Genomic DNA, 21,773 nt, shown 5'->3' with positions numbered 1-21,773 from the left:
CCCCTGCCTCCTGGCACCATCGACGTATGCAACTCGCTCCCGAGGAGGCGGCGGCCACCCCTCCGGACATCGACCCGGACGCCCGCCGCGCCCCCGCCCTCATCGTCGGTGTGGTCGCCACGTTCGTGTTCGTCGCGTTGAGGCTCGTCGTGGCGTTGACGGGTTCCGCCCCGCTGCCCGTCGACGTCTGGTGGGATGACGCGATGTCGACGCTGGCGTCGCCGGTAGGGGTCGTGATCGCGTGGGTGCCCGCGATCGTCGGGGGGACGATCGGCATGATCCTCATCGGGGTCGCCACGACGATCGTCTTCCTCGTGCGGGGACGTCCCTGGGATGGGCTCAACGTCGCGGCATCCATCGCTCTCGTCGTCCTCGTGGGCGCTCCGATGGCCGCGGTCATCGCCCGATCACGCCCCTCCCATTCGCTAGCCGAGACCGTCGCGACCTCGTTCCCGTCCGGGCACACGGCCGTGGCGACGACGATCGCGCTGACGCTCGCCCTCATCCTGCGTCGGCGGTGGGTGTGGGTGGCCGGAACGGCGTGGGTGCTGCTGATGATGTGGAGCCGCACCTACCTGCACGCGCACTGGCTGTCGGACGTCGTGGCGGGGGCCCTGGAAGGCGTCGTCGTCGCGACCCTCGTGTGGTCGGCGATCGAAGTGGCGCGCGAGCGCCGAGCGCAACGGGCTGCGGCGACGACGGGGTGAGCGCTACCGTTTCCGGATGACATCCGCGAGCGCCGCCGCCGACAAGGTCCAGGATTCGACCGCTTTCCGCATCGCCGCACGGGTCGGCTACGTCGTCCTGGGACTCCTGCACCTGCTCATCGGGGTGATCGCCATCGCGATCGCCACGGGGGGAGGTGGGAGCGCCGATCAGTCGGGCGCGCTGGCCCAGGTGGCATCCGCCCCCGCGGGCATGGCGCTGCTGTGGGTCATCGTGGTCGCACTCGTTGCCCTGGCGATCTGGCAGGTCACCGAAGCGGTCGTGGAGCGGAACCCGGATGCCAAGAAGCGCTGGGGATACCGCGCGAAGTTCGTCGGCACGGCGGTGGCGTACGCGGCGATCGCGGGCACCGCGCTCACGGTCGCTTTGGGTGGGCGTTCGGACTCGTCGCAGTCGACGCGAAGCCTCAGTGCGAGCCTGCTGGCCGCGCCGGGCGGCGTCTTCCTCCTCGTCCTCGTCGGACTCGTCGTGGCCGTCGTCGGCGTCGCGTTCGTCGTGCGCGGCATCACCCGCGCCTTCCTGAAAAACCTGTCTGTCCCAGGCGGGGCCGCGGGGCGTGGCATCCGCATCTTCGGCACGGTCGGTTACATCGCCAAGGGCATCGCCGTCGGGGTCGCCGGCATCCTGTTCATCGTGGCGGCGCTCACGCAGGACCCGAACGCCGCGAGCGGTCTCGACGGCGCGCTGCGATCGCTCGCGGGCCTGCCGTTCGGGCAGCTCGTGCTGTGGCTGGTCGGTGCGGGGCTCGTCGTCTACGGCCTCTTCTGCTTCGCTCGCGCGCGTTACGCCCGTATGTGAGCGTCAGCGGCCGGCGAAGTAATGCCAGCGGACTTCGTCGGCGCTGAGAGCCCGGGTGTAGATGGCCGCGTACTGAATGGTGCCGGTGAAGAAGGACGGCCCCGAGTAGCCGGTGTCGCCGTCGGCGGTACCGTGGGCCCACCCTCCGAGGTTGCCGCACCCGATCTTCCAGAACCCCGAGTAATCCTCGGCGGTCGTGACCGCCGTGTTGGTCGCCACGAGCTGACCGTCGACGTACAACGCCATCCCCGCCGAGGACAGCGACGCGACGACGGCGTGCCACCGGCCGTCGGCGTACGAGCGTCCTGCCGGGGTGGAGATCGTGATCACGCGACCCGGATAAACGCCGAACACGACGCGGCCATCCTTGTCGAGGTAGATGTGCCGGTCGTACTGGCTGTCGGAGGCCGAACCGTTGGCGTTCCCGAGCCCGATGATCTTCCCGTTGGAGGTCGTCGTCGTGCGGAACCACGCCTCCAGCGTGAAGGTGGTGGGGCGTTGCACCTGTCCCGGGACGAAGAGGCACTGCGTACCGTCGAAGCGCACCGCAGCGACGGGACTGTCACGGACACAGCCGACCGAGGACTCGGTCGTGGGCCGCACCGCGTACGTCGCTCTCCGCGACGTCGTTCCCGACAGGTCGTCCTCGGTCCGGCCCGCGACGTTGGTCGCCGACAGGGCGTACGCGCCCTTCGTCTGCGCGGCGGTGACCGAGAGTGCAGCGGCCCGGCACGTGAAGAACGGGTTCGTTCCGGCGGTGTCCCGAGTGTTGCTCACACGGGCTCCGAACGCCGCGGTCGACGTCGTGACCGTGGTCACGAGGAGCACCGCGACGACGGTCAGAACGACGACCGGAACCAGGACGCGGCGCGCGCGACGGTCGGGGCGCGCGCGCAGTCCGGACACGACGGGGTCGGCATCACGCACCAGGAGTGCCGCCCCAAGCGGAAGCAAGCACACCGTGATGAGGAGGATGCGCGCGAAGAGGTCCGGATCCGGGACGGGCGTGAGGGAGAAGGCTCCGGTCGCCAGGCGTTGGGTGGTTTCCACCACGGCGTCCTGCCCGCTGGTCATGCGTGCGGAACCCGCGACGACGGGCAGGATGCCGGTGTTCACGACGTGCATGAGAGCGCCGGTGCCGTCGTCGTTTCCGCGGAAGTTCAGCAGCCGCACGTCGAACCAGGGACGCAACCACAACGTGACCAGCGTGATCGTCGATGCCCATCCGGTCAGCCGGACGCTCCAGGTCCACCCGAGGTCGGCTCGCCGGACCCACGTGACGGCTTCGGTGAGGACCGCCCCGAGAAGCAGCCAAGGAGCCGCGGTCAGGAGGAAGCCGACGCCCGGGAGGAGCGTGATCGCCCGTCCGATGACCTGCGCCGGCACGACCGTCCACCCGTCGGGGGCTCCGTTGAGGTCGCCGCGCGTCGTGTATCCGTCGGGCCCGACCTCGACGATGCGATGCGTCACGGTGCGGTCGGCCATCGTGAACGTGATGACGTCCCCCACCGCGTAAGAACCGGCGGGCGCGGTCACCACGAGCGTTCCCACCGGAGCCGCCTGGCCCATACTCGGGGTTTCGACGCTGAACAGACGGATGCCGGTGACGGCGAAGGCCGCGGCGACCGTGGCGGCGAGAAGGGCGATGGCGACCGCGAGGACGATCGCGCGTCTGCCCTCCGCGCGACGAACGGTCGCCGCGGTTCGGAGACTCACGGACCGGGAACTCAGGCGTCGGTGCTGAAGTCCCAGGTCAACGGCTGCGAGACCTGGAGACCGGCGTAGGTGTTGCCCGCCGAGCTGGGAACCGTCACCGCGAACGTGAACGGGATGGTCGCGCCCGCCGCCACGGAGGACGCGGTCAGCTTCGACAGGATGTCGACCTTTGCGGTGAAGCCGGAGAGCGGGCCGGAGTAGATCGTCGTGCTGCCGGAGGTGACGACGAGGGTCATCGTGGCGCACAGGTTCGTGGCGGTGCCGTTCGGGGTGCCGTTGTTCGATTGCGTGCAGGCGCCGGGCGTCAGCGTGAACGCCTTCGCGGCCGCGGTGCCGGTGTTCTTGATCTTGATGTCGGTCGACACCGTCTGCCCGGGAACCATGGTGAGGTTGCCGCCGTACTTGTTGATCGTCGCGCATGTCGCGGTGTTGGTGGAGACCGAGCCGCCGTCCGTGCTGTTGCAGATGACCGAGCCGTCGGCGTTCGTCTCCTGCATGATCAGCGTTCCGGTGCCCGCGGTGTCGACGGTGTTGCGGATCTGCGCGGTGAAGGCTGCAACCGTGGGCGAGAGCCCGAGAGCGAGGAGGAGCGAACCGATGCTTCCGGCGAGCAGGATGGGCAGGGAAAGTCGACGACGACGAGACGGGGTGGAACTCTGGGAGGACACAACTACTCCTGTGTGGTGCGAGCGATACGGGCTTCCCGGTCTACCGTTGCCCTGCCGCCCGGCGCCCGGCTGATGTGCTGCCCGTCGACGGGTGGATGAGAGGCGCCGCATGGGGACGAACGATTTGCGCGGCCGACCGATTCGTCGGTTCTTCCCGCCCGAATTCGCCCGCGGATTCCCCCGGCCCGCCGAGGGCTCCTGGTCTGAGACGAGCGCGGACGCCATCGGTTCGGGAAGATTCCCACCCCGAGCGCGCGCATGGCGACAACGCATCGTCCTAGAGTTTTCGGCGTCGCCCGTCGTGGGCCGGCACCGCCTCACCCCGTTCCGCGCCCCATGGAGCTCCGCATGACCGACACGCTGTTCGACTACTTCACCGCGGGTGAGCTGCCGACGCCGACGCTTCCCACCGACGAGGCCGTCGCACTGTTCCGTGAGAGTTACGGCCTCGATGTCGATCTGCAGTCACTCGGCAGCCAGCAGGACCAGAACTTCCTCGTGCGACCGGTCGGCGATGGGGAACCCCTGGGGGTCTTGAAGATCAGCAATCCGGTCTTCAGCGAGACGGAGATCGAGATGCAAGATGCCGCGGCCGCGGCGGTGGCGAAAGCGGAACCCGGGCTGCGGATTCCCGAGATCGTGAACGGCCCGCGAGGACCGATGACCGGGTGGTGGGAGACGAGTCAGGGGCGATTGCACGCGCGGGTCATCTCGTTCGTGTCGGGCGCGACCCTGACCGGCTCGGGCTACCTCGCGCCGCGCGTGGTCGAGCGGCTCGGTGAGCTGGCTGCCGCGGTGAGCGTGGCGCTGGCGAGCGAGACCCACCCCGCGTCGGGGCGGGTGCTGCAATGGGACCTTCGGCACGCCGAGCGCGTGATCGCCGAGATCGCCGCGACCGAGCCCGACCCCGAGGTTCGGGAGTACTGCGCAACAGCCGCGGCCGCGGCTCTCGCCGCCCTAGCCCCCGTCGTGGATGCGCTGCCGCGACAGCTCGGCCACTTCGATGTCACCGACGACAACGTGCTGCGTCCGCACGGAGTGGGCACTCTCCCGGATGCGGTCATCGACTTCGGCGACGTCATCGACTCGTGGGCTGTCGGCGAAATCGCCGTGACCGTGTCGTCGGTGCTGCATCACGACGGCGCGACCTACGCCTCGACGCTGCCGGCGGTCGAACGCCGCGATCGCCGGCGCCCGCTGTCCGACGACGAGATCACGGCCCTGTGGCCGCTCGTGGTCCTGCGCGGGGTGGTGCTCGTGCTGAGCGGTCGCCAGCAGGTGCGGCTCGATGACGCGAACGACTACGCCAGCGGCGCGCTCGACCGCGAGTTCGAGATCCTGCGTCGGGCGATCGCGGTCCCCATCGACGTGGCGACCGCCCGCATCCGTCACGCGCTGGGGCGTGCCGGCACGCCCGCCCCGGTCTGGCAGAACGCGTCGATCGTTCCCGACGCGGTGCGCGCGGTCATCCTGGATGCCCGCACGATCTCGCCCGCGGCCGATGAGGGTGCGTGGCTCGACGACGATGCTCTCGAACGGGCGGCGCAGCGCCTGCTCGAGGACGGTGCCGACGCCGTCGTCCTCCCCGCGCTCGTGCCCGCGCTGCTCGGTGCCCCCTCCCGCACCCCCGAGGAGCCGACGACCGTGCCGACGGCGGCGTCGGTGTGGTTCGCCGTCCCGACGACCCTCGTGCTCCCGGCCGCTGCCGAATCGCGCGGCGGCGAGATCGCGGTGCCCGCGACCGGTGGCATCCTGCGCGTCTCCTCGTCGTCGGCGGAGGTGCCCGCGCGCACGCGCGTGCGCGTGCTGCTGACTTCGCTCGATGCCGTCGAGGTGCCCGACGCCGTGCGCCCGAGCGATGTCCCCGGATGGAGCGCCGTCGTCGGAGACGCCACCCGCGCGCTGGGCCTCGCGGCCCCGGCGGGAGCGCCCGACGACCTCCTCGAGCGTCGCGAAGCGGTGGTCGCAGAGGTGCAGGAGCACTACTACTCACGCCCGCCGCAGATCGAGCGCGGCTGGCGCGAGTACCTCATCGGCGTCGACGGTCGCGTCTACCTCGACATGGTCAACAACGTCGCCTCGGTAGGCCACGCGCACCCGCGGATCCACGCCGCGGTGTCTCGCCAGACCCGGCTGCTCAACACCAACTCGAGGTTCCATTACGCCGCGATCACCGAGTACGGCGAGCGGCTCGCGGCCACCCTGCCCGACGAGCTCGACACGGTGTTCTTCGTCAACTCGGGGTCCGAGGCCGTCGATCTCGCGATCCGCCTCGCCATGGCCGCCACCGGTCGGCAGGACGTCGTCGCGATGGCCGAGGCCTACCACGGCTGGACGTACGCGAGCGATGCGGTCTCGACCTCGATCGCCGACAATCCCTACGCCCTCGAGACCCGGCCGGAGTGGGTGCACACGGTCGACGCGGCGAACGCGTACCGCGGTCGTCATCGCGGCGCGGATGCCGCCCGCTACGCGCCCGAGGCGGCGGCGAAGCTGCGCGCGCTCGCCGCCGAGGGGCACGCGCCCGCGGCTTTCCTCAGCGAGACGTTCTACGGCAACGCCGGCGGCGTCGCGCTCCCGGACGGCTACCTGCGCGAGGTGTACGCGGCCGTCCGCGACCTCGGCGGTCTCGCGATCGCCGACGAGGTGCAGGTGGGTTTCGGGCGGCTGGGGTCATGGTTCTGGGGCTTCCGGCAGCAGGAGGTCGTGCCCGACATCGTGGCGGTGGCGAAGTCCATCGGAGGGGGTTTCCCGCTCGGCGCCGTCATCACCCGGCGCGAGATCGCCGACCGCTACCGCACGCAGGGATACTTCTTCTCCTCGACCGGGGGTTCTCCGGTGTCGTCCGTCGTCGGCTCGACGGTGCTGGACATCATCGAGGACGAGGGGCTGCAAGAGAACGCGCGCGTCGTCGGCGCCCACCTGAAGACGCGTCTCGCGGCGCTGGGGGAGCGGCATCCGCTCGTCGGGACCGTGCACGGCGCAGGGCTGTATTTGGGCCTGGAGTTCGTGCGCGACCGCGAGACCCTCGAGCCCGCGACCGAGGAGACCGCCGCGATCTGCGACCGCCTGCTCGACCTCGGCGTCATCATGCAGCCGACCGGTGACCACCAGAACGTGCTCAAGATCAAGCCACCGCTGTGCATCTCACGGGAGTCCGCGGACTACTTCGTCGACATGCTCGATCGGGTGCTGACCACGGGCTTTTGACCGCGCAAGCCCCGCATCGCGGTCGGGTCGGAGGAGTAGACCGGAGGGAGACATCCCTCCGCCCGAAAGGAACTGCCATGCGTGGAGTCATCATGCACGCCGCCGGAGACGTACGCGTCGAAGACCGGGACGCCCCGATCATCCAGGAACCGACGGATGCCATCATCCGTCTCGCCGCGTCGTGCATCTGCGGCTCCGACCTGTGGCCCTACCGCGGATCCGACGAGGTGGATGCCACGCCCATGGGCCACGAGTACGTCGGGGTGGTCACCGAGATCGGCGATGCGGTGGAGAACGTGAAGGTCGGTGACTTCGTCGTCGGCTCGTTCATGGCATCCGACAACACGTGCGAGATCTGCCAGGCGGGTTACCAGTCGCGCTGCGTGCACGTGGTGCCCATGGGGCGCGTGGGCACGCAGGCCGAGTTCGCCCGGATCCCGCTCGCCGACGGCACGCTCGTCGCGACCCCGGGCCAGCCCGACGACGACCTCATCCCCTCGCTCCTAGCCGCCTCGGACGTGCTCGGCACCGGGTGGTTCGCCGCGGTCGCGGCCGAGGTCGGTCCCGGCAAGACGGTGGCCGTGGTCGGTGACGGTGCCGTCGGGCTGCTCGGCATCCTGGCCGCGAAGCAGCTCGGTGCCGAGCGCATCATCGCGATGTCGCGCCACGCCGACCGGCAGGAGCTCGCGCGGCGGTTCGGCGCCACGGACATCGTCGAGGAGCGCGGTGACGAGGGCATCGCGAGGGTCAAGGAGCTCACCGGCGGACTCGGTGCGCACTCGGTGATCGAGGCCGTCGGCACGCAGCAGTCGATGGAGCAGGCGATCCGCTCCACACGCGCCGGCGGGCACGTCGGCTTCGTCGGGGTCTCGCACGACGTCACGCTCGAGGGACAGGAGCTGTTTCGTTCGGCCGTGCACCTCCACGGCGGACCCGCGCCGGTGCGCCGATTCCTGCCCGAGCTGATCCAGCTCATCTGGGACCGCGAGATCGACCCGGGTGCGGTGTTCGACCTGACTCTTCCGCTCGAGGAAGCCGCGGAGGGCTACCGCGCGATGGACGAGCGTCGCGCCACCAAGGTGCTGCTGACGATGCCATGAGCCCCTCGACCACACGCCGTACGGGCCTCGCGGCCGGTCTCACCCTGGCCCTGGCCGTCCTTGCCGGGTGCACGGGCGAACGCGAGACGGATGCCGTGCCTCCGCCCTCCTCTTCCCCCGCGCCGCCGGTGTCCACGTCGTCGCCACAGGCCCCGGCGCCCGCGTTCGTCGTGCCGGACGGCGAGCCGGAAGTCGTGGCATCCGGATTCACCACGCCGTGGTCGGTGGCCTTCGTCGGCGAGGCGGCGCTGGTGAGCCAGCGCGACACGGGGGAGATCCTCGAGATCATCGGGGACGGCACCCGCGTCGTCGGGGAGGTTCCCGGCGTCGCCCCGGGCGGTGAGGGCGGGCTGCTCGGCATCGCCCACGCCGGCGGCTACCTCTACGCCTACGCGACGACGATCGACGGCAACCGGGTGATGCGGTTCCCCCTCGACGGCGCACCGGGGTCGTTCGCTCTGGGCACTGCGCAGACGGTGGTCGACGGCATCCCCTCGGCCCGTATTCACAACGGCGGCCGGATCGCCTTCGGACCCGACGGCATGCTCTACATCACGGCGGGCGACGCCGCCGATCCCGCGCGCGCCCAGGATCCGGAGTCGCTGGGGGGCAAGATCCTGCGCGTCACCCCCGAGGGCGAGGTGCCCGCCGACAACCCGTTCCCCGGTTCGCCGGTGTGGAGCCTCGGTCATCGCAACCCGCAGGGGATCGGCTGGGACGCGGCGGGCACGATGTTCGCCTCGGAGTTCGGCCAGAACACGTGGGACGAGCTCAACGTCATCGAACCCGGCGCGAACTACGGCTGGCCGGAGGTCGAGGGCCTCAGCTATGACGACCGTTTCGTGAACCCCGTCCAGCAGTGGGCGCCCGCGGATGCCAGCCCCAGCGGCCTCGTGGTCGTCGACGGCTCGGTGGTCATCGCGAACCTCCGCGGCCAGCGGGTGCGGGTCGTTCCGACGGCCGAGCCGGCCGCCGCGCGAGAGTTCTTCGTGGGCCAGTACGGTCGCATTCGCGACGTGGTCGTCGCCCCCGACGACACCCTGTGGATCATCACGAGCAACACCGACCGCGGTGGCGGCGACGACGACGCGATCCTGCGCGTACCGCTGACCTCGGGCTGATCAGGGCGTGAGCACCGTCACACCGGCTTCCGCCAGAGCCGCCGCGAGATCCGGTGCCGGCGCGGCGTCGGTGATGAGGTAGTCCGCCTTCTCGAGAGAGGCGACCTGGGCGAACAGGCGCCGGTCGAGCTTGGTCGAGTCGGCCAGGATCGCGGTGCGATCCGCGCGCTGGATCATCTCGCTCATCATGGTGGCGTCGCCGAGGTTGCTGGTGGAGTAGCCCGAGGCATCCACCGCTCCCACGGCGATGAGCGCGTAATCGCACCGGATGTCGACGTCGGGGCTGTGCGAGGACGAGGCCAAGGTCACCGGGCCCGTCGTGGCCTGCGTGATCGTGCGGACAGCCCCACCGAAGATGAACAGGTCGCGGAACACCTGAGGCGAGATCTCGGCGGGGATCCGCAGATTGTTCGTCGCGATCGTGAGGTTGCGGTGATTGCGCAGCGCGCGTGCGACGGCCAGCGTCGTCGTACCGGCGTTCAGCATCACCACGGAGCCGTCTTCGATGAGGTCCGCGGCGATGCCGGCGATCTTCTCCTTCTCGGCGATCTGCATCTGGAGGCGGACGTCGAGCCCCCGGTCGCGTCCCGGAACCGACATCGCACTGACGGCTCCTCCGTGGGTGCGGACGACGATGCCTTCGCGGTCGAGTTGATCCAGGTCGCGACGGACCGTGTCGATCGAGACGCCGAAGTGCGATGCGAGATCGACGACGGTCACTTGACCCGATTGGGCGACGTAGGCAGCGAGCTCTGCCTTTCTCCCCGCCGGAAGTCGTCTCTTGGTGGTGTTCGTGGTGCCCTCCATGCCGTCATCTCTAGCACAGTGCGGCAAACGGCACGACAGTTTTCCGCCGATTTCGGCATGAAACGGCATAAATTTGCGGTAACCGCGCCTCCTTTGTGCCGTTGCGTGCCGAAAAGATCACGAATCTGCATCGCTCGCTTGACGAGTGCCGCACTTCCGCGCATACTCATGCTGAAAGATGCAAGAACGCGCAGAACAGCGCGAAATACAGCAGATCTCAATGAGGAGAAACGATGGACAACAGCGGGCGCGGGCGTAGGAACGCCATCAAGCTCGTCGGTGCCGCCGCGGCGGCCACGACCCTCCTGGCCATGGCGGGATGCTCGTCGAACTCGGCCGCTCCCGAAGGCGACGGCGATGTCACGCTCGAATTCGCCCAGTGGTGGGAGCCCGAGCTGCCCGACGGCGAATTCCGGGCGCTCATCGACCAGTTCGAGGAGGAGAACCCGGGGATCACGGTCGAGCTCGTCAGCGGTCCGTACGCCTCGACCAAGGAACAGCTCTTCGCGGGCGCGGCCTCGGGAACGATGCCGGACGTCGTCGGGCTCGACGGTGCGTGGGTGAGCGACTTCGCTCAGCAGGGCGTCATCGCCGATCTGTCCCAGCTCATGAGCGACGCCGGGTACGACGACAGTCAACTGGCCAGCCAGATCCAGGTCGACGGCAGCACCTACATGATCCCCGTCGTCAACTTCGTGTACCCGATGTTCACGAACGACGCGCTGCTCGCGCAGGCGGGGGTCACCGCCCCGCCGTCCACGCGCACCGAGTTTGCCGACGCGGCGAAGAAGATCGCGGCCCTCGGCGGAGACGTCTCCGGGTGGGTGCTGCCGCTCTCGCTCGAGGCCCCCAACGGTGTGCAGAACGACGTCATGTCCTGGGTCTGGGCCTCGGGCGGCTCCATGCTCAAGGACGGACAGCCCGACCTCACCGGCGCCGACGTGACCTCGGCGGCCGACTACGTCCAGCAGTTGTGGGACGACGGCGTCATCGCACCGGGATCGTTCACGATGAAGGAGCAGGACAAGGTCGAGGAGTTCACCAACGGACGTGTCGGCATGATGATCGACTCGCTCGCGCACATCAACCTCATCCGCGAATCGAACCCCGACCTCGCGTTCTCGATCTCGGCCATCCCCGCCGAGGACGGCTTCTCCGGGGAGCGCGGCATCCCGTACGCGTCGTGGGGCATCGGCGTCGCCGAGAACTCCGAGCACAAGGATGCCGCCTTCAAGCTCGTCGAGTTCCTGATGGGCACGGACGTCAACTCCGAGCTGTCGACGATGGCCAAGGCGTTCCCCGGGAACACCGAGTCGGAGCCGACCTTCGTCCAGGACGACGAGCTGTTCCAGACGGCGTTCGAGATCTACAAGGACGGTTACCCGGCCAATGAATTCACCGGCCTGCCCGTCGCCGAGGAGCTCATGCGTCTGTTCGGGGAGCAGTTCCAGTCGGCACTGGACGGACAGCAGTCCATGAGCGACGCGCTCGAGAAGGCCCAGGACGAATGGGCCGCGAAGTTCTGAACCGACGCTGACACGGGATGCCGCACCGCCACCGTCCGCGGTGCGGCATCCCCGTCAGGAAGGCCCACACCATGACCATGCGCACTCTCACACCCCCCGACACCGAGCTGATCGTCACGGGTCGTCCGGCCTCGCGGCGCACCCGTCAGCTCCGCAAGGCCTCGGAGGCGTACGCCTTCCTGTCGCCGACCCTGATCCTGCTGTTCGTCCTGATGATCGTGCCGATCGTCATGGTCATCGGCTACTCCTTCCAGGACAACGTCATCACCAACAGGAACCCCGAGTTCGTCGGTGCCGACAACTACGTCACGGTCCTGACCGACCCGGGCTTCTGGAAGGCCACCGGCAACACCCTGTTCTTCACGCTCACCAGCGTCGCCGCCCACCTCGTCCTCGGGCTCACCTTCGCGATGCTCCTGAACAGCCGGCTCATCGGGGCCGTGCCGCGGGCGATCTTCCGCGGTCTGTACGTGCTCCCGTGGCTGTTCACCGTCGCCGTGATCGCCGTGCTGTGGCGCATGCTCCTGGCGCCGAACGGCATCGTGAACTTCCTGGCCAGCACCGACATCGAGTGGCTCGCCTCGCCGCAGCTGGCCCTCGGCACGGTCACGTTCATCAACATCTGGGCCGGTTACCCGTTCTTCATGGTCAGCTTGCTCGCGGGGCTCCAGGGCATCCCGAGCGATCTCTACGAGGCGGCCACCGTCGACGGCGCGAGCCCGGCGCAGCGCTTCTGGAACGTCACGATCCCGCAGCTGCGGCCCATCATCGTCAGCCTCGTCCTGCTCGACCTCATCTGGACCTCTCAGCAGTTCGCGCTGATCTGGCTCACCACCGGCGGTGGTCCGATCGACGTGACCGAGATGCTCAGCACCTACACCTACAAGCTCGCGTTCGCGACCTACGACTTCTCGCTCGCGTCGACCTCGGCGGTCCTCGTGCTGGCGATGTCGATGATCCTCGCGGTGCTCTACGTCCGCCACCAGAAGGCGAGGGACTGACATGGCCATGACCACCCTGACGCGTACGCGCGTCGCCAGGACCGGGGTCTTCGTCGGGCTCGTGCTCGGAGCGGTGTTCGCCGCCGGGCCGGTCCTGTGGATGCTCTCGAGCTCGTTCAAGTCGAACACGCAGATCTTCGAGCTGCCGCCCCGGCTGATCACCGAGACCTTCTCGTTCGACGCCTACGTGCAGATCTTCACCACGCCCGAGACGGTGCGCTTCTTCATCAACAGCTACGTCGTGGCTGGAGCGGTGACGGTCCTCACGCTGCTCGTCGCCATCCAGGCCGCCTACGCCTTCAGCCGCTTCGAGTTCCGCGGGAAGCGCATCGTCAACGTGATCATCGTCAGCGTCCAGGCCGTCCCGCCGATCACGCTGCTCATCCCGTACTTCGGCCTCATGGTGACGCTCGGTCTGTACAACACCTACCCGGGGCTGATCCTCACGTACATGGTGTTCACGCTGCCGTACGCGATCATCATGATGACCGGGTACTTCAACACCCTGCCGAAAGAACTGGACGAAGCCGTCCGCGTCGACGGCGCCGGCTCGTTCACCGCACTATGGCGGGTGCTCGTGCCGATCTCCATCCCCGGCATCGTTTCGGTCGGCATCTACACGTTCATGATCGCGTGGAACGAGTTCCTGTTCGCGCTGACCCTCACGCGCACCATCGACATGCGCACGGTGCCCATCGGCATCCAGCTGCTCATGGGCCAGCACTCGTACGAGTGGAACCAGATCATGGCGATGAGCATCCTCGGCTCGATCCCGGTGCTCGTGCTCTTCCTCTTCTTCCAGCGCTTCTTCATCAGCGGCCTCACGGCCGGCTCGGTGAAGAGCTGATCCCGCCTACCCACCCCCGAACAAGGAGAAATCCGTGCTCTACACCGGCAAGTCCATCCTCGACGTGGCGAACGCCCACCGCTTCGCCATCCCGGCCTTCAACATCAGCGACTGGGCGATGTTCACCGGGATCATGGACATCAGCGAGGAGAAGAACGCTCCGGTCATCATCGCGATCCACCCCGACGAGGTCTCGCACATCACGACCGACCTCATCCCCGCGATGCACGCGCGGGCGCACCGGTCGAGCGTTCCCGTCGCGATCCACTGGGACCACGGCGGGTCCTTCGACCAGATGATCACCGCGATCCACTCGGGCTTCACCTCGGTGATGATCGACGCGTCTCTCGAGCCTTTCGAGCAGAACGTGGCCCTCACGCGCAAGGTCGTCGAAGCGGCGCACGCCGCCGGCATCCAGGTCGAGGGCGAACTCGGCACGATCGGGGCGAACGACAGCTACGGCGAGTCCGGCGCGGCCGAGATCATCTACACCAACGTGGAAGACGCGGTGCGCTTCGTCGAGCAGACCGGGGTCGACAGCCTCGCGATCGCCATCGGCACCTCGCACGGCCTCTACCCGGCCGACAAGAACCCCGAGCTGCGGCACGACCTGCTCGAGGAGATCAAGGCCGCCGTCGGCATCCCGCTCGTGCTGCACGGGGGTTCGAGCAACCCCGACGCCGAGCTGCGCCGTGCCGTCGAACTGGGCGTGAACAAGATCAACATCTCCAGCGACATCAAGGTCGCGTACCACGACCGGATGCGCGAGGTGCTCGGCACCGACCGGCGCCTCCGCGAGCCGAACGCGATCCAGCCGGAGCCCATCGCCGCGATGAAGGTCACGGCGGCGGAGAAGATCGACCTGTTCGGCGCCGCCGGTAAGGCCGGCCTCTACTGATCGGGGAGGATCGCCGTCATGGCTGAAGACCTCGTCCTCGGGCTCGGCGGAACCGTCGATTACGAGATCCGGTGGGATGCCGCCGTGCTCAGCGCCCTCGCGGCGGAGTACGAAATCCACCGCGACGAACTGAACAGCACGACGCCGATCATCGACGAGCGGGCGCTCGTGGTGACCGTGCTCGCCTTCCTCGCCACCGGCGGGGGAGGCGAGCGGTTCGTCCTGAGCTCGGAGATCATCGAGCGCTTCGCCGCCCGCTTCGACACCGCGGTGACGCTCGGCGGAACGGGGGTGCGCGCCGGGATCGCGTTGGACCGGATCGGTGTGCCCACCGTCCAGCACCTGGTGAGCATCGACGACACCGTGCGGCGCCTCCTTCCCCGCTCGATGCGGGTGGTGTCCTCCGCCACCCGCGACACGCTCGACCCTCACCTCATCGTCCAGTACCCGGCGGGCACGACCGTCGCGCTCGCGGACACGACGGTGACGGCCCCCGCGGCCAACCGCGTCATCCTCGCCAACGACGCACCGAACCGCGAGATGGCGATCGCCGACGGCCTCGGGGACGCCCTCGCCGGGGCGGCGGCGTTCCTGATCTCGGGATTCAACACGATGCAGGATGCCGCCCTGCTCGATCGGCGTCTCGACGACCTCGTCGCGGCGATGCAGCGCCTGCCACGCGAAGCCCTCGTCTACTACGAGGACGCGGGGTTCTACCACCGCTCGTTCGCGGCAGACGTGCGCCGGCGGCTGCTCGATCGGATCGACGTCTACGGCATGAACGAGGACGAGCTGCAGGAGTACTTGGGGCGCCCGGTCGACCTGCTCGCGCCGGAGGATGTGATCGCCGCGCTCGCCGAGGTGCACGCCCTCATTCCGGTGCCGGCCCTGGTCGTGCACACCGCGTGCTGGGCTGTCGCGGTCGGACCCGCCGCCGGCCGGCATCGTGCGAGCCTGGAGAGCGCGGTCCGCACCGCCGCGACGCGCTACCGCGTCGGCGATGGCTGCACACCCGCCGACCTCGACGACACCGCGCGGCTGCCGCGCCACCCGGTCGGCGCGGTCGTGGTCGCCGAGGTCGAACGGCGGATGCCGTCCGCCGGCGTCGCCGGCTACGTCGTGGATGTCGCCCGCCCGACGACGATCGGCCTCGGCGACACGTTCGTCGGGGGCTTTCTCGCCGCGGTCCCGGCGGCGGCGCGGATCGCGGCCGAGGTCGCCGTCGCGCGGGCGCTGGACGCGGTCACGCCGACGGCGTGACGGCCTCCGCGCGAGGCGGTCAGCCCCGCGGGCGGTCCTCCGCTCTCTCCGCGAGCGGGCGGCAGGCATCAATGACCCGCCGCAGGATGACGCCCGCATCCCAGCGATCGAGGGTCACCGCGCGGTCCTCGCTGTTCTCGACGCCCATCCTGCTCACGCGGGCGACGTAGTCGTCGAGCGCGGCATCGGCATCGTCCAGCCGGAGCGCGGCGGTGTCGGTCCCCGCGCGGTCGGAGACCATGCCGGCGACCGCTCGGATCGTCGTCGCCAGCGAGTGCCGGACGTCGGTGGGCAGCCGCTCGTCGACGTCATCGGCTTCGGTGAGCTCTGCCACCGCGGCGGTCAGCTCACGGGTGGCCTCGGCGGCGACGGCCAGGGCCTCCAGGCGTCGCTGATGCGCATCGCGCGGCAGGCTCGATCGGCGACCCCGCGGGTTGTACCGGCGACTCTCGTCGGCCAGCTCGACCTCTTCCCGCACGTCGGCGAGCGCGTCTGCGAGCCGCGTGGCGGCCGCACGGGCGGGCTCGGGGTCGAAGGCATGTCCGGCGAGCGCGTCGGCCATCTCGCGCAGTGCGTCGCCGAGGCCCGCGCGAAGCGCCACCAGTCGATCCTCCGCCTGGCGGAGGTGAAGGGGCGGGATGACGACGAGGTTGACCACGACGCCGACGAGAACGCCGAATGCCACGGTGATGAGATACGACGACGAGTAGCCGTCGGGATCGGCCCCGCCCAGGAGGAGGACGAAGAGGCCCGCGATCGCCACCCACTCCCGGCCGGACCCGAGCGAGCGGAGACCCGCCAGGAGCACGCCCAAGCCGACGACCGCCGCCACCGCGATGATCCGCGGCATCCCGATGCCCACGAGCGCCTGGGCCCCGAGACCGAGACCGATACCGACGGCGAGACCGATGAGGGTCTGCAGCCCGCTGAACGCCGATCGGGCGATCGTCGGGTACATGCTCACCAGCACGCCCAGCGGGGCGTAATAGGAGTACTCGTTCTGCGCGAAGGGGACCAGCGGGGCCAGGTACCAGGCGAGCGCCGCGGCGCCCGCCGTCTTGAAAGCGAGAAGGAGGCGGTCGGCGGACGCCGCCTCTCTCCACCGCGGGCGAACGAGGGAAGCCATTTCCCCATCGTCGCGAATGAGCGTGTCCGCGGTCACGGGCTTGATCACCGTGTCGGCGGCGGGTAGCCCGCGGCGGTCAGCGTCGCGACACGTACGCACGCCATAGCAGCCGGGCGTGCCGGGCCTTGGCCCGCTCGACCCCGCGCTCGTCGCGGCGCAGGGCGCTGACCCACTCCGCGATGCGGCTGGCGGTGGCATCCAGGATCATCCGCACGTCCGTGTGACGCGCGGGGGGCACGCGCGCTTCGGCGGCCGACAGGCGCCCCCGAGCGGGCAGCTCGTCGTCGAGGTGGCGCATCACGAGGCGGGCGACGCCGACGGCGTGCCCGTTCACGATGGAGTGGGCGGCTCCGCGGATCTCCCATCGGCGGGCGTCTCGCGCGCGAGCCGCGAGGCGGGAGTGCAGCCGCCGAGGTGACGGGCGATCGTACTCGCCCCGGATCAGGAGGAGGTGCGCGCGAGCCGCGCCGATGCGGTCCGAGATGCGGTAGCGGAGCATGTGGGGCAGCACCTCGAAAAAGTACAGGAAACCGCACAACAGGTAGGCCGAGGCCGCCATCACCGCGATGTGCAGTGATTCCCGTGCCGTCGATTGGACGAAGCGCACTGCCTGCACGAGGGCCGACGCCTCGGCCTCGTCGACGACGGGGCTCACCAGCACCGCGTGCGTGAGGTCGCCGCGACGGGCGAGGACCTCCGTCACCACCTGGGTTCCCATCGAGTGGCCGAGGAGCACGGGGTTCTCCAACCGATACCTCTCCAGGACGCCCTCGACCTGGTCGGCGAAGAATGCCGCGGTCGGTTCGTCTCCGGAGGGCGGCATCCCGGCGAATCCGGGCAGATCCAGCGCGTAGACGTCGCCGTGCTCCGCGAGCAGGGGCGCGAGGAACTCGAAGTAGCTCGCGGCGACGCCGATGCCGGCGATCAGGACGAAGGCCCGGTCTCTCGCGGCTCCCGTCGACACGATCGTCACTCTCGTCTGGGCGGTTCCCTGTCGGAAGGTCTCCACCTCGACGTGGGCGGGGCGGTCGTCCTCGGGCATCACACCAGGATGCCGCACTCGTCGAGCGCACCTGTCAATCCCGGTGGAGCGCCATGACCCGACGCCTAGCCTGGCGCCATGACCGATGCCCCTCGTGACCACGAAGAAGAGACTCTCGGCGCACCCCGTGAGGGAGCCAACCCGGCGGAGAAGGACCCGTCCGACTGGGTCACCGGCGACGAGCCGATGACCGCGCCGCAGCGCAGCTACATCGACACTCTCGCCCGCGAGGCGGGGGAGGAGATCCCCGCCGATCTGACCAAGGCGGAGGCGTCCGAGCAGATCGAGCGCCTGCAGCAGGAGACCGGCCGCACGAACGGATGAGCGGACGCCCGTCCCGCCGGTCAGGCGGGGCGGGCTTCTTGCTCGCGGGGGCGGAGCCGGGCGATCTCTCGCGTCTCGACCCGGGCGACCTCATCGAGGAACTCCCTCACGACGCGGCGCTCGGGGGCGCCCAACTGGGCCGCGGCCGCGGCCACCGACGCCCGGCGCACGGACAGCAGGCGTCGCGCCGGCGAGGATTCGTCGATCGTGGCGCGCACCACGATGGAACGACGGTCCCCCGGGAAGGGGATGCGCTCCACCCAGCCGGCGTCGGCGAGGCGGTCGATGAGGGCGGTGGTGGCCGCAGACGAGATCCCCAGCATTTCCGCGAGGAGGCGGGGAGTCACCTGCTCCCCGCTGTGATCACGGTCGAGCAGGAAGCGCAGAACCTTGGCGTCGTTGGGGCCGATGCCCAGTGACTGCAGAGCGATGCGCTCGGATGCGGCGCCCGATTCGGAAAGGTTGTCGATCGCCTTCACCACGTCGTGCTCGGTGGTCATTCGCTTCGTCACCCCCGGACGGGATATCTCGTGTTCCGTGTATCTCTTGTCTCGATCAAGTAGATTTCCGATATATTCACCATCGTACCTGTCAGGCACGCGTACAGACAGGGGCCTCTTCGTGCCTCTCTGACATAGGATGCCGAGGTGGAGAACGGCTCGCATTCGTCGCGCTACTGGTACGGCGTGACCGAGGAAGACCGCCGTCGACGTGCCGTCGAGGTGCTGCAGGCCTTCCGCGTGTACCGCGCGGCAGAGGTGGCGATGCGGCGTCGCACGCGCGAATCGATGTCGATGGGCGAGAACGAGCTGCTCGTTCTGCGCTATCTCCTCCGGGCCACCGGCCAGGGCCGGTTGGTCTCACCGAGCGAACTGACGCGCTACCTCGGCGTCTCGACGGCGTCGACCACCGCCATCATCGATCGCCTGGAGAAGTCCGGCCACGTCACGCGCGTGCCCCACCCCACCGACCGTCGCAGCATCCACGTGGTCGCCACGGAGGCCAGCGATGCCGAGGTGCGCGCGACGCTCGGTTCGATGCATTCCCGCATGATGGCGGCCGTGGTCGACATGACGCCCGAGGAGTGCGCGACGGTGATCGCCTGCCTGGCGCGTCTGCAGGATGCCGTCGACCAGGTCGACCCCCACCCCGAAGGGGCGGGCGTTCCGGTCGACGCCGACGCGGCCCTGTGACGGATACCCGCGCCGCATAAGAAACTAGGAAGCCTAGTTTAATTCTGAGTATTAGGAATAGTGTTCGGTCCGTGAAACCATGAGGGCATGGACGACAACGCCATTGAGCCGCGCACTCGCGTGACCGCCGTCGACGCCGTCCACGCGGTCGATGGTGTGCCGGTGGCATCCCTCCGCTCCGTCGTCTCGCGCTTGCGTCGTGACTACCCCGGCGAAGACCCCGCGCATGTCGAAACCGTCGTGCTGCGTGAGTGGGAGGCTTTCTCGGCCGGGCGGCCACTGGTCATCCCCACGGCCGTCGAAGAGGGCGCGCGCGAGATCCTCGATCAGCGCAGCGCCTGACTCAGGCGCTCGATTCCTCGGTCCCCGGCTCGGGGACGAGGAGCAACCCGCCGGAGGAGTTGGCGGAGTTCGCCAGTTCCTCCACCCACGCGCGGCTGAGCAGCGCCGGCTCGGGGTCGTCGAAGACGAAACGCAGGGGGATCGAGGGGTGCAGCCACACCGTGCTGCGACCGACCTCTTGACCCGGCCCATGCGTCCAGGAAAGCGTGAAGCTCTCCCCGCGCCGGAGCTTGGTCGCGATGACGACTTTCACGTGCGCAAGCGCACGATCCTCGATCTCGATGGGGGTCGCAATGTCCCCGTAGTAGAGCGTTCCCACTGCTTCACGGTATCGGCGGGTCGGGCCGTTCCGCCGGGGGTTGATTCCGAGGACCGTGACGTGGCACCGCACAGCGGCAGGACACCGCTCTCGGATAGGCTCCCTGTCATGGGCCGATTCATCTACGACACCGTCGCGAACGCCGTCGACATCGATGACCGCACGCTGGCGCACCTGCGAATCGTGGTCATGAACAAGCTGCGCCGCTCCGAGTCGTTCATGTTCGACGTCGAGGTCGGAGACGGAAGCGGTCGCCGCAGCTTCTGGATGCACCCGTCGGTGCCGATCCAGTTCCACTTCTACGGCAGCCGTCAGCCGCGGATCAACCGGGTCTGGGTGGAAGACCTCATGCTCGCGGCATCCGGTCCCAATGGCCTGTCGATCACGCCCGAACCTTCGGAGGACACCCTCGTCGAAGAGGGCTGACCTCAGCGCCGGGGCGCTTCTTCGGCGGGCGCCACGTCCTCGGGCACGAGCATGATGCCGCCCGATGAGTTCGCCGACTCCGCGAGGCGTTCGATCCACTCGCGGCTGAGGGTGGTGGGCTCGGCTTCGTCGAACACGAAGCGGAGCGGGATCGCCGGATGCAGCCACAGCGTGCTGCGCCCCCGCGGCTGGTCTTCGGGGTGCTGCCACGAGAGCGTGAAGCTCTCGCCGCGACGCAGCTTCGTCGAGATGACGACCTTGAGGTGTGCCAGCGCGCGGTCCTCGATGTGGACCGACGTGCCGCCTCCGCCGTAGAAGATCGTGCCCATGCCCACCACGATACCGGCGGTTCACCCGGGGGCTAAGCGTCCGGCAGCGGGGTGTCAAGGCCACCCGCTGCGCCCTGCCGCTCTGCGATCGTGGGGGCAACCACGGAAGGATGCCACCGTGCGCGACCCCCGCCTCCCCTCTGTTCCCGACCCTGACGACCCGGGCGAGCTCCCCGAGATCTTCGCTCAGCTCACGGCGATCGACGTGGTGGACGGCGAGCTCATCCCCCGGGATGCCACTCCGCAGAGCGGGTGAGCTCTCAGCGCCCTCGTAGGCGCGATCGGTACCGTCGGGGCCATGTCCGACCCGCTGGACGAGCAGCAGATCACGGTGTCCGGTGCGTCCCTGCGTGCGCTGCGCGACGAGTTCCAGCGCTTCCTCATGGAGTACCGCTTCGGTCTCGCCGAGGTCGAGACGAAGATCTCGATCCTCCGCGAGGAGTTCCAGGAGATGCACGCCTACAACCCGATCGAGCACGTCTCCAGCCGCGTGAAGTCGCCGGACAGCCTGGTCGACAAAGTGCGCCGCAAGGGGATCGAGCCCGACTTCGACGCCATCCGTAGCGCGATCACCGACATCGCCGGCATCCGGATCACGTGCAGTTTCGTCGACGACGCGTACCGCCTCTCGCGGCTGTTGACCCAGCAGGACGACATCACCGTGCGCGATGTGAAGGACTACATCGCCCGCCCGAAGGCGAACGGGTACAAGAGCCTGCACGTCATCGTCGAGGTGCCCGTCTACTTGTCGACAGGTCGCGTCGACGTGCCCGTCGAGGTGCAGTTCCGCACGATCGCGATGGATTTCTGGGCGAGTCTCGAGCACAAGATCTACTACAAGTACGACCGGCTCGTGCCCGAAGATCTCCTCGCCGAACTGAAGGATGCCGCCGACACCGCGGCGGAGCTCGACGCGCGCATGGAGCGCCTGCACCGACAGATCCGCGGGCCGCGGCCCGGGGTGGTCCCGCTGTGATTCCGCGGGCCACAATGG

24 protein-coding genes are annotated in these 21,773 nt (G+C 69.1%); 16 read left to right on the top strand and 8 right to left on the bottom strand.

The genetic code is table 11. The features are described from left to right. Positions 1-26 precede the first annotated feature (26 nt). On the top strand, positions 27-707 hold the full coding sequence (locus tag MHY30_RS05505; RefSeq protein WP_239275842.1) for a phosphatase PAP2 family protein: 681 nt from the start codon (positions 27-29) through the stop codon (positions 705-707). 16 nt (positions 708-723) lie between these two features. After that, on the top strand, positions 724-1,524 hold the full coding sequence (locus MHY30_RS05500) for a DUF1206 domain-containing protein (RefSeq protein WP_239275840.1): 801 nt from the start codon (positions 724-726) through the stop codon (positions 1,522-1,524). Positions 1,525-1,527: 3 nt separating this feature from the next. Here MHY30_RS05500 and MHY30_RS15310 read toward each other — a convergent pair whose 3' ends face one another. Beyond that, positions 1,528-3,240, bottom strand: coding sequence for a LamG-like jellyroll fold domain-containing protein (locus tag MHY30_RS15310; RefSeq protein ID WP_239275838.1), 1,713 nt, complete (start codon positions 3,238-3,240; stop codon positions 1,528-1,530). A gap of 11 nt (positions 3,241-3,251) precedes the next feature. Beyond that, entirely contained in the window at positions 3,252-3,908 is a 657-nt protein-coding gene (locus MHY30_RS05490; RefSeq protein ID WP_239275836.1) for a hypothetical protein, read from the bottom strand. A 348-nt stretch (positions 3,909-4,256) separates the two neighbouring features. Here MHY30_RS05490 and MHY30_RS05485 point away from each other — a divergent pair, with 348 nt between their 5' ends. From MHY30_RS05485 to MHY30_RS05475, 3 genes are all read left to right on the top strand, one after another. Then, on the top strand, positions 4,257-7,118 hold the full coding sequence (locus MHY30_RS05485) for an aminotransferase (RefSeq protein ID WP_239275834.1): 2,862 nt from the start codon (positions 4,257-4,259) through the stop codon (positions 7,116-7,118). 77 nt (positions 7,119-7,195) lie between these two features. Continuing rightward, positions 7,196-8,218: a zinc-dependent alcohol dehydrogenase family protein gene (locus MHY30_RS05480; RefSeq protein WP_239275832.1), complete on the top strand. Its 1,023-nt coding sequence runs from the start codon at positions 7,196-7,198 to the stop codon at positions 8,216-8,218. Beyond that, positions 8,215-9,339 carry a sorbosone dehydrogenase family protein gene (locus tag MHY30_RS05475; RefSeq protein ID WP_239275830.1) on the top strand — a complete coding sequence of 375 codons (1,125 nt, stop codon included), beginning with the start codon at positions 8,215-8,217 and terminating at the stop codon, positions 9,337-9,339. Before MHY30_RS05480 ends, MHY30_RS05475 begins: the two co-directional genes overlap by 4 nt. On the opposite strand, the gene MHY30_RS05470 is transcribed toward MHY30_RS05475, so the two are convergent. Continuing rightward, the gene (locus MHY30_RS05470) at positions 9,340-10,146 is read right to left on the bottom strand and encodes a DeoR/GlpR family DNA-binding transcription regulator (protein WP_239275828.1); all 807 of its coding nucleotides are present in this window, start codon (positions 10,144-10,146) and stop codon (positions 9,340-9,342) included. Positions 10,147-10,379: 233 nt separating this feature from the next. Between MHY30_RS05470 and MHY30_RS05465 the strand changes: the two genes are divergently transcribed. The 5 genes from MHY30_RS05465 (at position 10,380) to MHY30_RS05445 (ending at position 15,678) form a co-directional block, all read left to right on the top strand. Further along, positions 10,380-11,672, top strand: coding sequence for a sugar ABC transporter substrate-binding protein (locus MHY30_RS05465; protein ID WP_239275826.1), 1,293 nt, complete (start codon positions 10,380-10,382; stop codon positions 11,670-11,672). Between the two features lie 71 nt (positions 11,673-11,743). Further along, positions 11,744-12,673 (top strand): carbohydrate ABC transporter permease, encoded by a 930-nt coding sequence (locus MHY30_RS05460; RefSeq protein WP_239275824.1) that lies wholly within the window; start codon positions 11,744-11,746, stop codon positions 12,671-12,673. 1 nt (position 12,674) lies between these two features. After that, on the top strand, positions 12,675-13,520 hold the full coding sequence (locus MHY30_RS05455; protein WP_239275822.1) for a carbohydrate ABC transporter permease: 846 nt from the start codon (positions 12,675-12,677) through the stop codon (positions 13,518-13,520). Between the two features lie 34 nt (positions 13,521-13,554). After that, a complete protein-coding gene (locus MHY30_RS05450; RefSeq protein ID WP_239275820.1) occupies positions 13,555-14,418 on the top strand; it encodes a ketose-bisphosphate aldolase in 864 nt (287 codons plus the stop codon). Between the two features lie 18 nt (positions 14,419-14,436). After that, on the top strand, positions 14,437-15,678 hold the full coding sequence (locus MHY30_RS05445; RefSeq protein ID WP_239275819.1) for an ADP-dependent glucokinase/phosphofructokinase: 1,242 nt from the start codon (positions 14,437-14,439) through the stop codon (positions 15,676-15,678). Positions 15,679-15,697: 19 nt separating this feature from the next. Here MHY30_RS05445 and MHY30_RS05440 read toward each other — a convergent pair whose 3' ends face one another. Then, the gene (locus tag MHY30_RS05440) at positions 15,698-16,804 is read right to left on the bottom strand and encodes an aromatic acid exporter family protein (protein WP_239275817.1); all 1,107 of its coding nucleotides are present in this window, start codon (positions 16,802-16,804) and stop codon (positions 15,698-15,700) included. A 76-nt stretch (positions 16,805-16,880) separates the two neighbouring features. Continuing rightward, a complete protein-coding gene (locus MHY30_RS05435) occupies positions 16,881-17,846 on the bottom strand; it encodes an alpha/beta fold hydrolase (RefSeq protein ID WP_239275815.1) in 966 nt (321 codons plus the stop codon). Positions 17,847-17,924: 78 nt separating this feature from the next. Here MHY30_RS05435 and MHY30_RS05430 point away from each other — a divergent pair, with 78 nt between their 5' ends. Further along, a complete protein-coding gene (locus MHY30_RS05430; RefSeq protein ID WP_239275813.1) occupies positions 17,925-18,170 on the top strand; it encodes a DUF3072 domain-containing protein in 246 nt (81 codons plus the stop codon). A 20-nt stretch (positions 18,171-18,190) separates the two neighbouring features. Here MHY30_RS05430 and MHY30_RS05425 read toward each other — a convergent pair whose 3' ends face one another. Next, positions 18,191-18,670, bottom strand: coding sequence for a MarR family transcriptional regulator (locus MHY30_RS05425; protein WP_239275811.1), 480 nt, complete (start codon positions 18,668-18,670; stop codon positions 18,191-18,193). A 147-nt stretch (positions 18,671-18,817) separates the two neighbouring features. Between MHY30_RS05425 and MHY30_RS05420 the strand changes: the two genes are divergently transcribed. Next, positions 18,818-19,363, top strand: a complete 546-nt coding sequence (locus MHY30_RS05420) for a MarR family winged helix-turn-helix transcriptional regulator (protein ID WP_239275809.1) — start codon at positions 18,818-18,820, stop codon at positions 19,361-19,363. A gap of 87 nt (positions 19,364-19,450) precedes the next feature. Next, on the top strand, positions 19,451-19,705 hold the full coding sequence (locus MHY30_RS05415; RefSeq protein ID WP_239275807.1) for a three-helix bundle dimerization domain-containing protein: 255 nt from the start codon (positions 19,451-19,453) through the stop codon (positions 19,703-19,705). 1 nt (position 19,706) lies between these two features. Here MHY30_RS05415 and MHY30_RS05410 read toward each other — a convergent pair whose 3' ends face one another. Next, on the bottom strand, positions 19,707-20,024 hold the full coding sequence (locus MHY30_RS05410) for a hypothetical protein (protein ID WP_239275805.1): 318 nt from the start codon (positions 20,022-20,024) through the stop codon (positions 19,707-19,709). A 108-nt stretch (positions 20,025-20,132) separates the two neighbouring features. On the opposite strand from MHY30_RS05410, the gene MHY30_RS05405 reads away from it, so the two are divergent. After that, the gene (locus tag MHY30_RS05405; protein WP_239275803.1) at positions 20,133-20,450 is read left to right on the top strand and encodes an ATP-dependent DNA ligase; all 318 of its coding nucleotides are present in this window, start codon (positions 20,133-20,135) and stop codon (positions 20,448-20,450) included. A 2-nt stretch (positions 20,451-20,452) separates the two neighbouring features. On the opposite strand, the gene MHY30_RS05400 is transcribed toward MHY30_RS05405, so the two are convergent. After that, positions 20,453-20,779 carry a hypothetical protein gene (locus MHY30_RS05400; protein ID WP_239275801.1) on the bottom strand — a complete coding sequence of 109 codons (327 nt, stop codon included), beginning with the start codon at positions 20,777-20,779 and terminating at the stop codon, positions 20,453-20,455. A 118-nt stretch (positions 20,780-20,897) separates the two neighbouring features. Between MHY30_RS05400 and MHY30_RS05395 the strand changes: the two genes are divergently transcribed. Then, entirely contained in the window at positions 20,898-21,035 is a 138-nt protein-coding gene (locus MHY30_RS05395) for a hypothetical protein (RefSeq protein ID WP_239275799.1), read from the top strand. Positions 21,036-21,077: 42 nt separating this feature from the next. Further along, positions 21,078-21,755, top strand: coding sequence for a GTP pyrophosphokinase family protein (locus MHY30_RS05390; protein ID WP_239275797.1), 678 nt, complete (start codon positions 21,078-21,080; stop codon positions 21,753-21,755). Positions 21,756-21,773 lie beyond the last annotated feature (18 nt).

The organism is Microbacterium sp. ACRRU, from assembly GCF_022346945.1.
Classification (GTDB): Bacteria; Actinomycetota; Actinomycetes; order Actinomycetales; family Microbacteriaceae; genus Microbacterium; species Microbacterium mcarthurae.
Note: the sequence above shows the minus strand (reverse complement) of the source record. Positions and strands in the feature narration are given on the sequence as shown.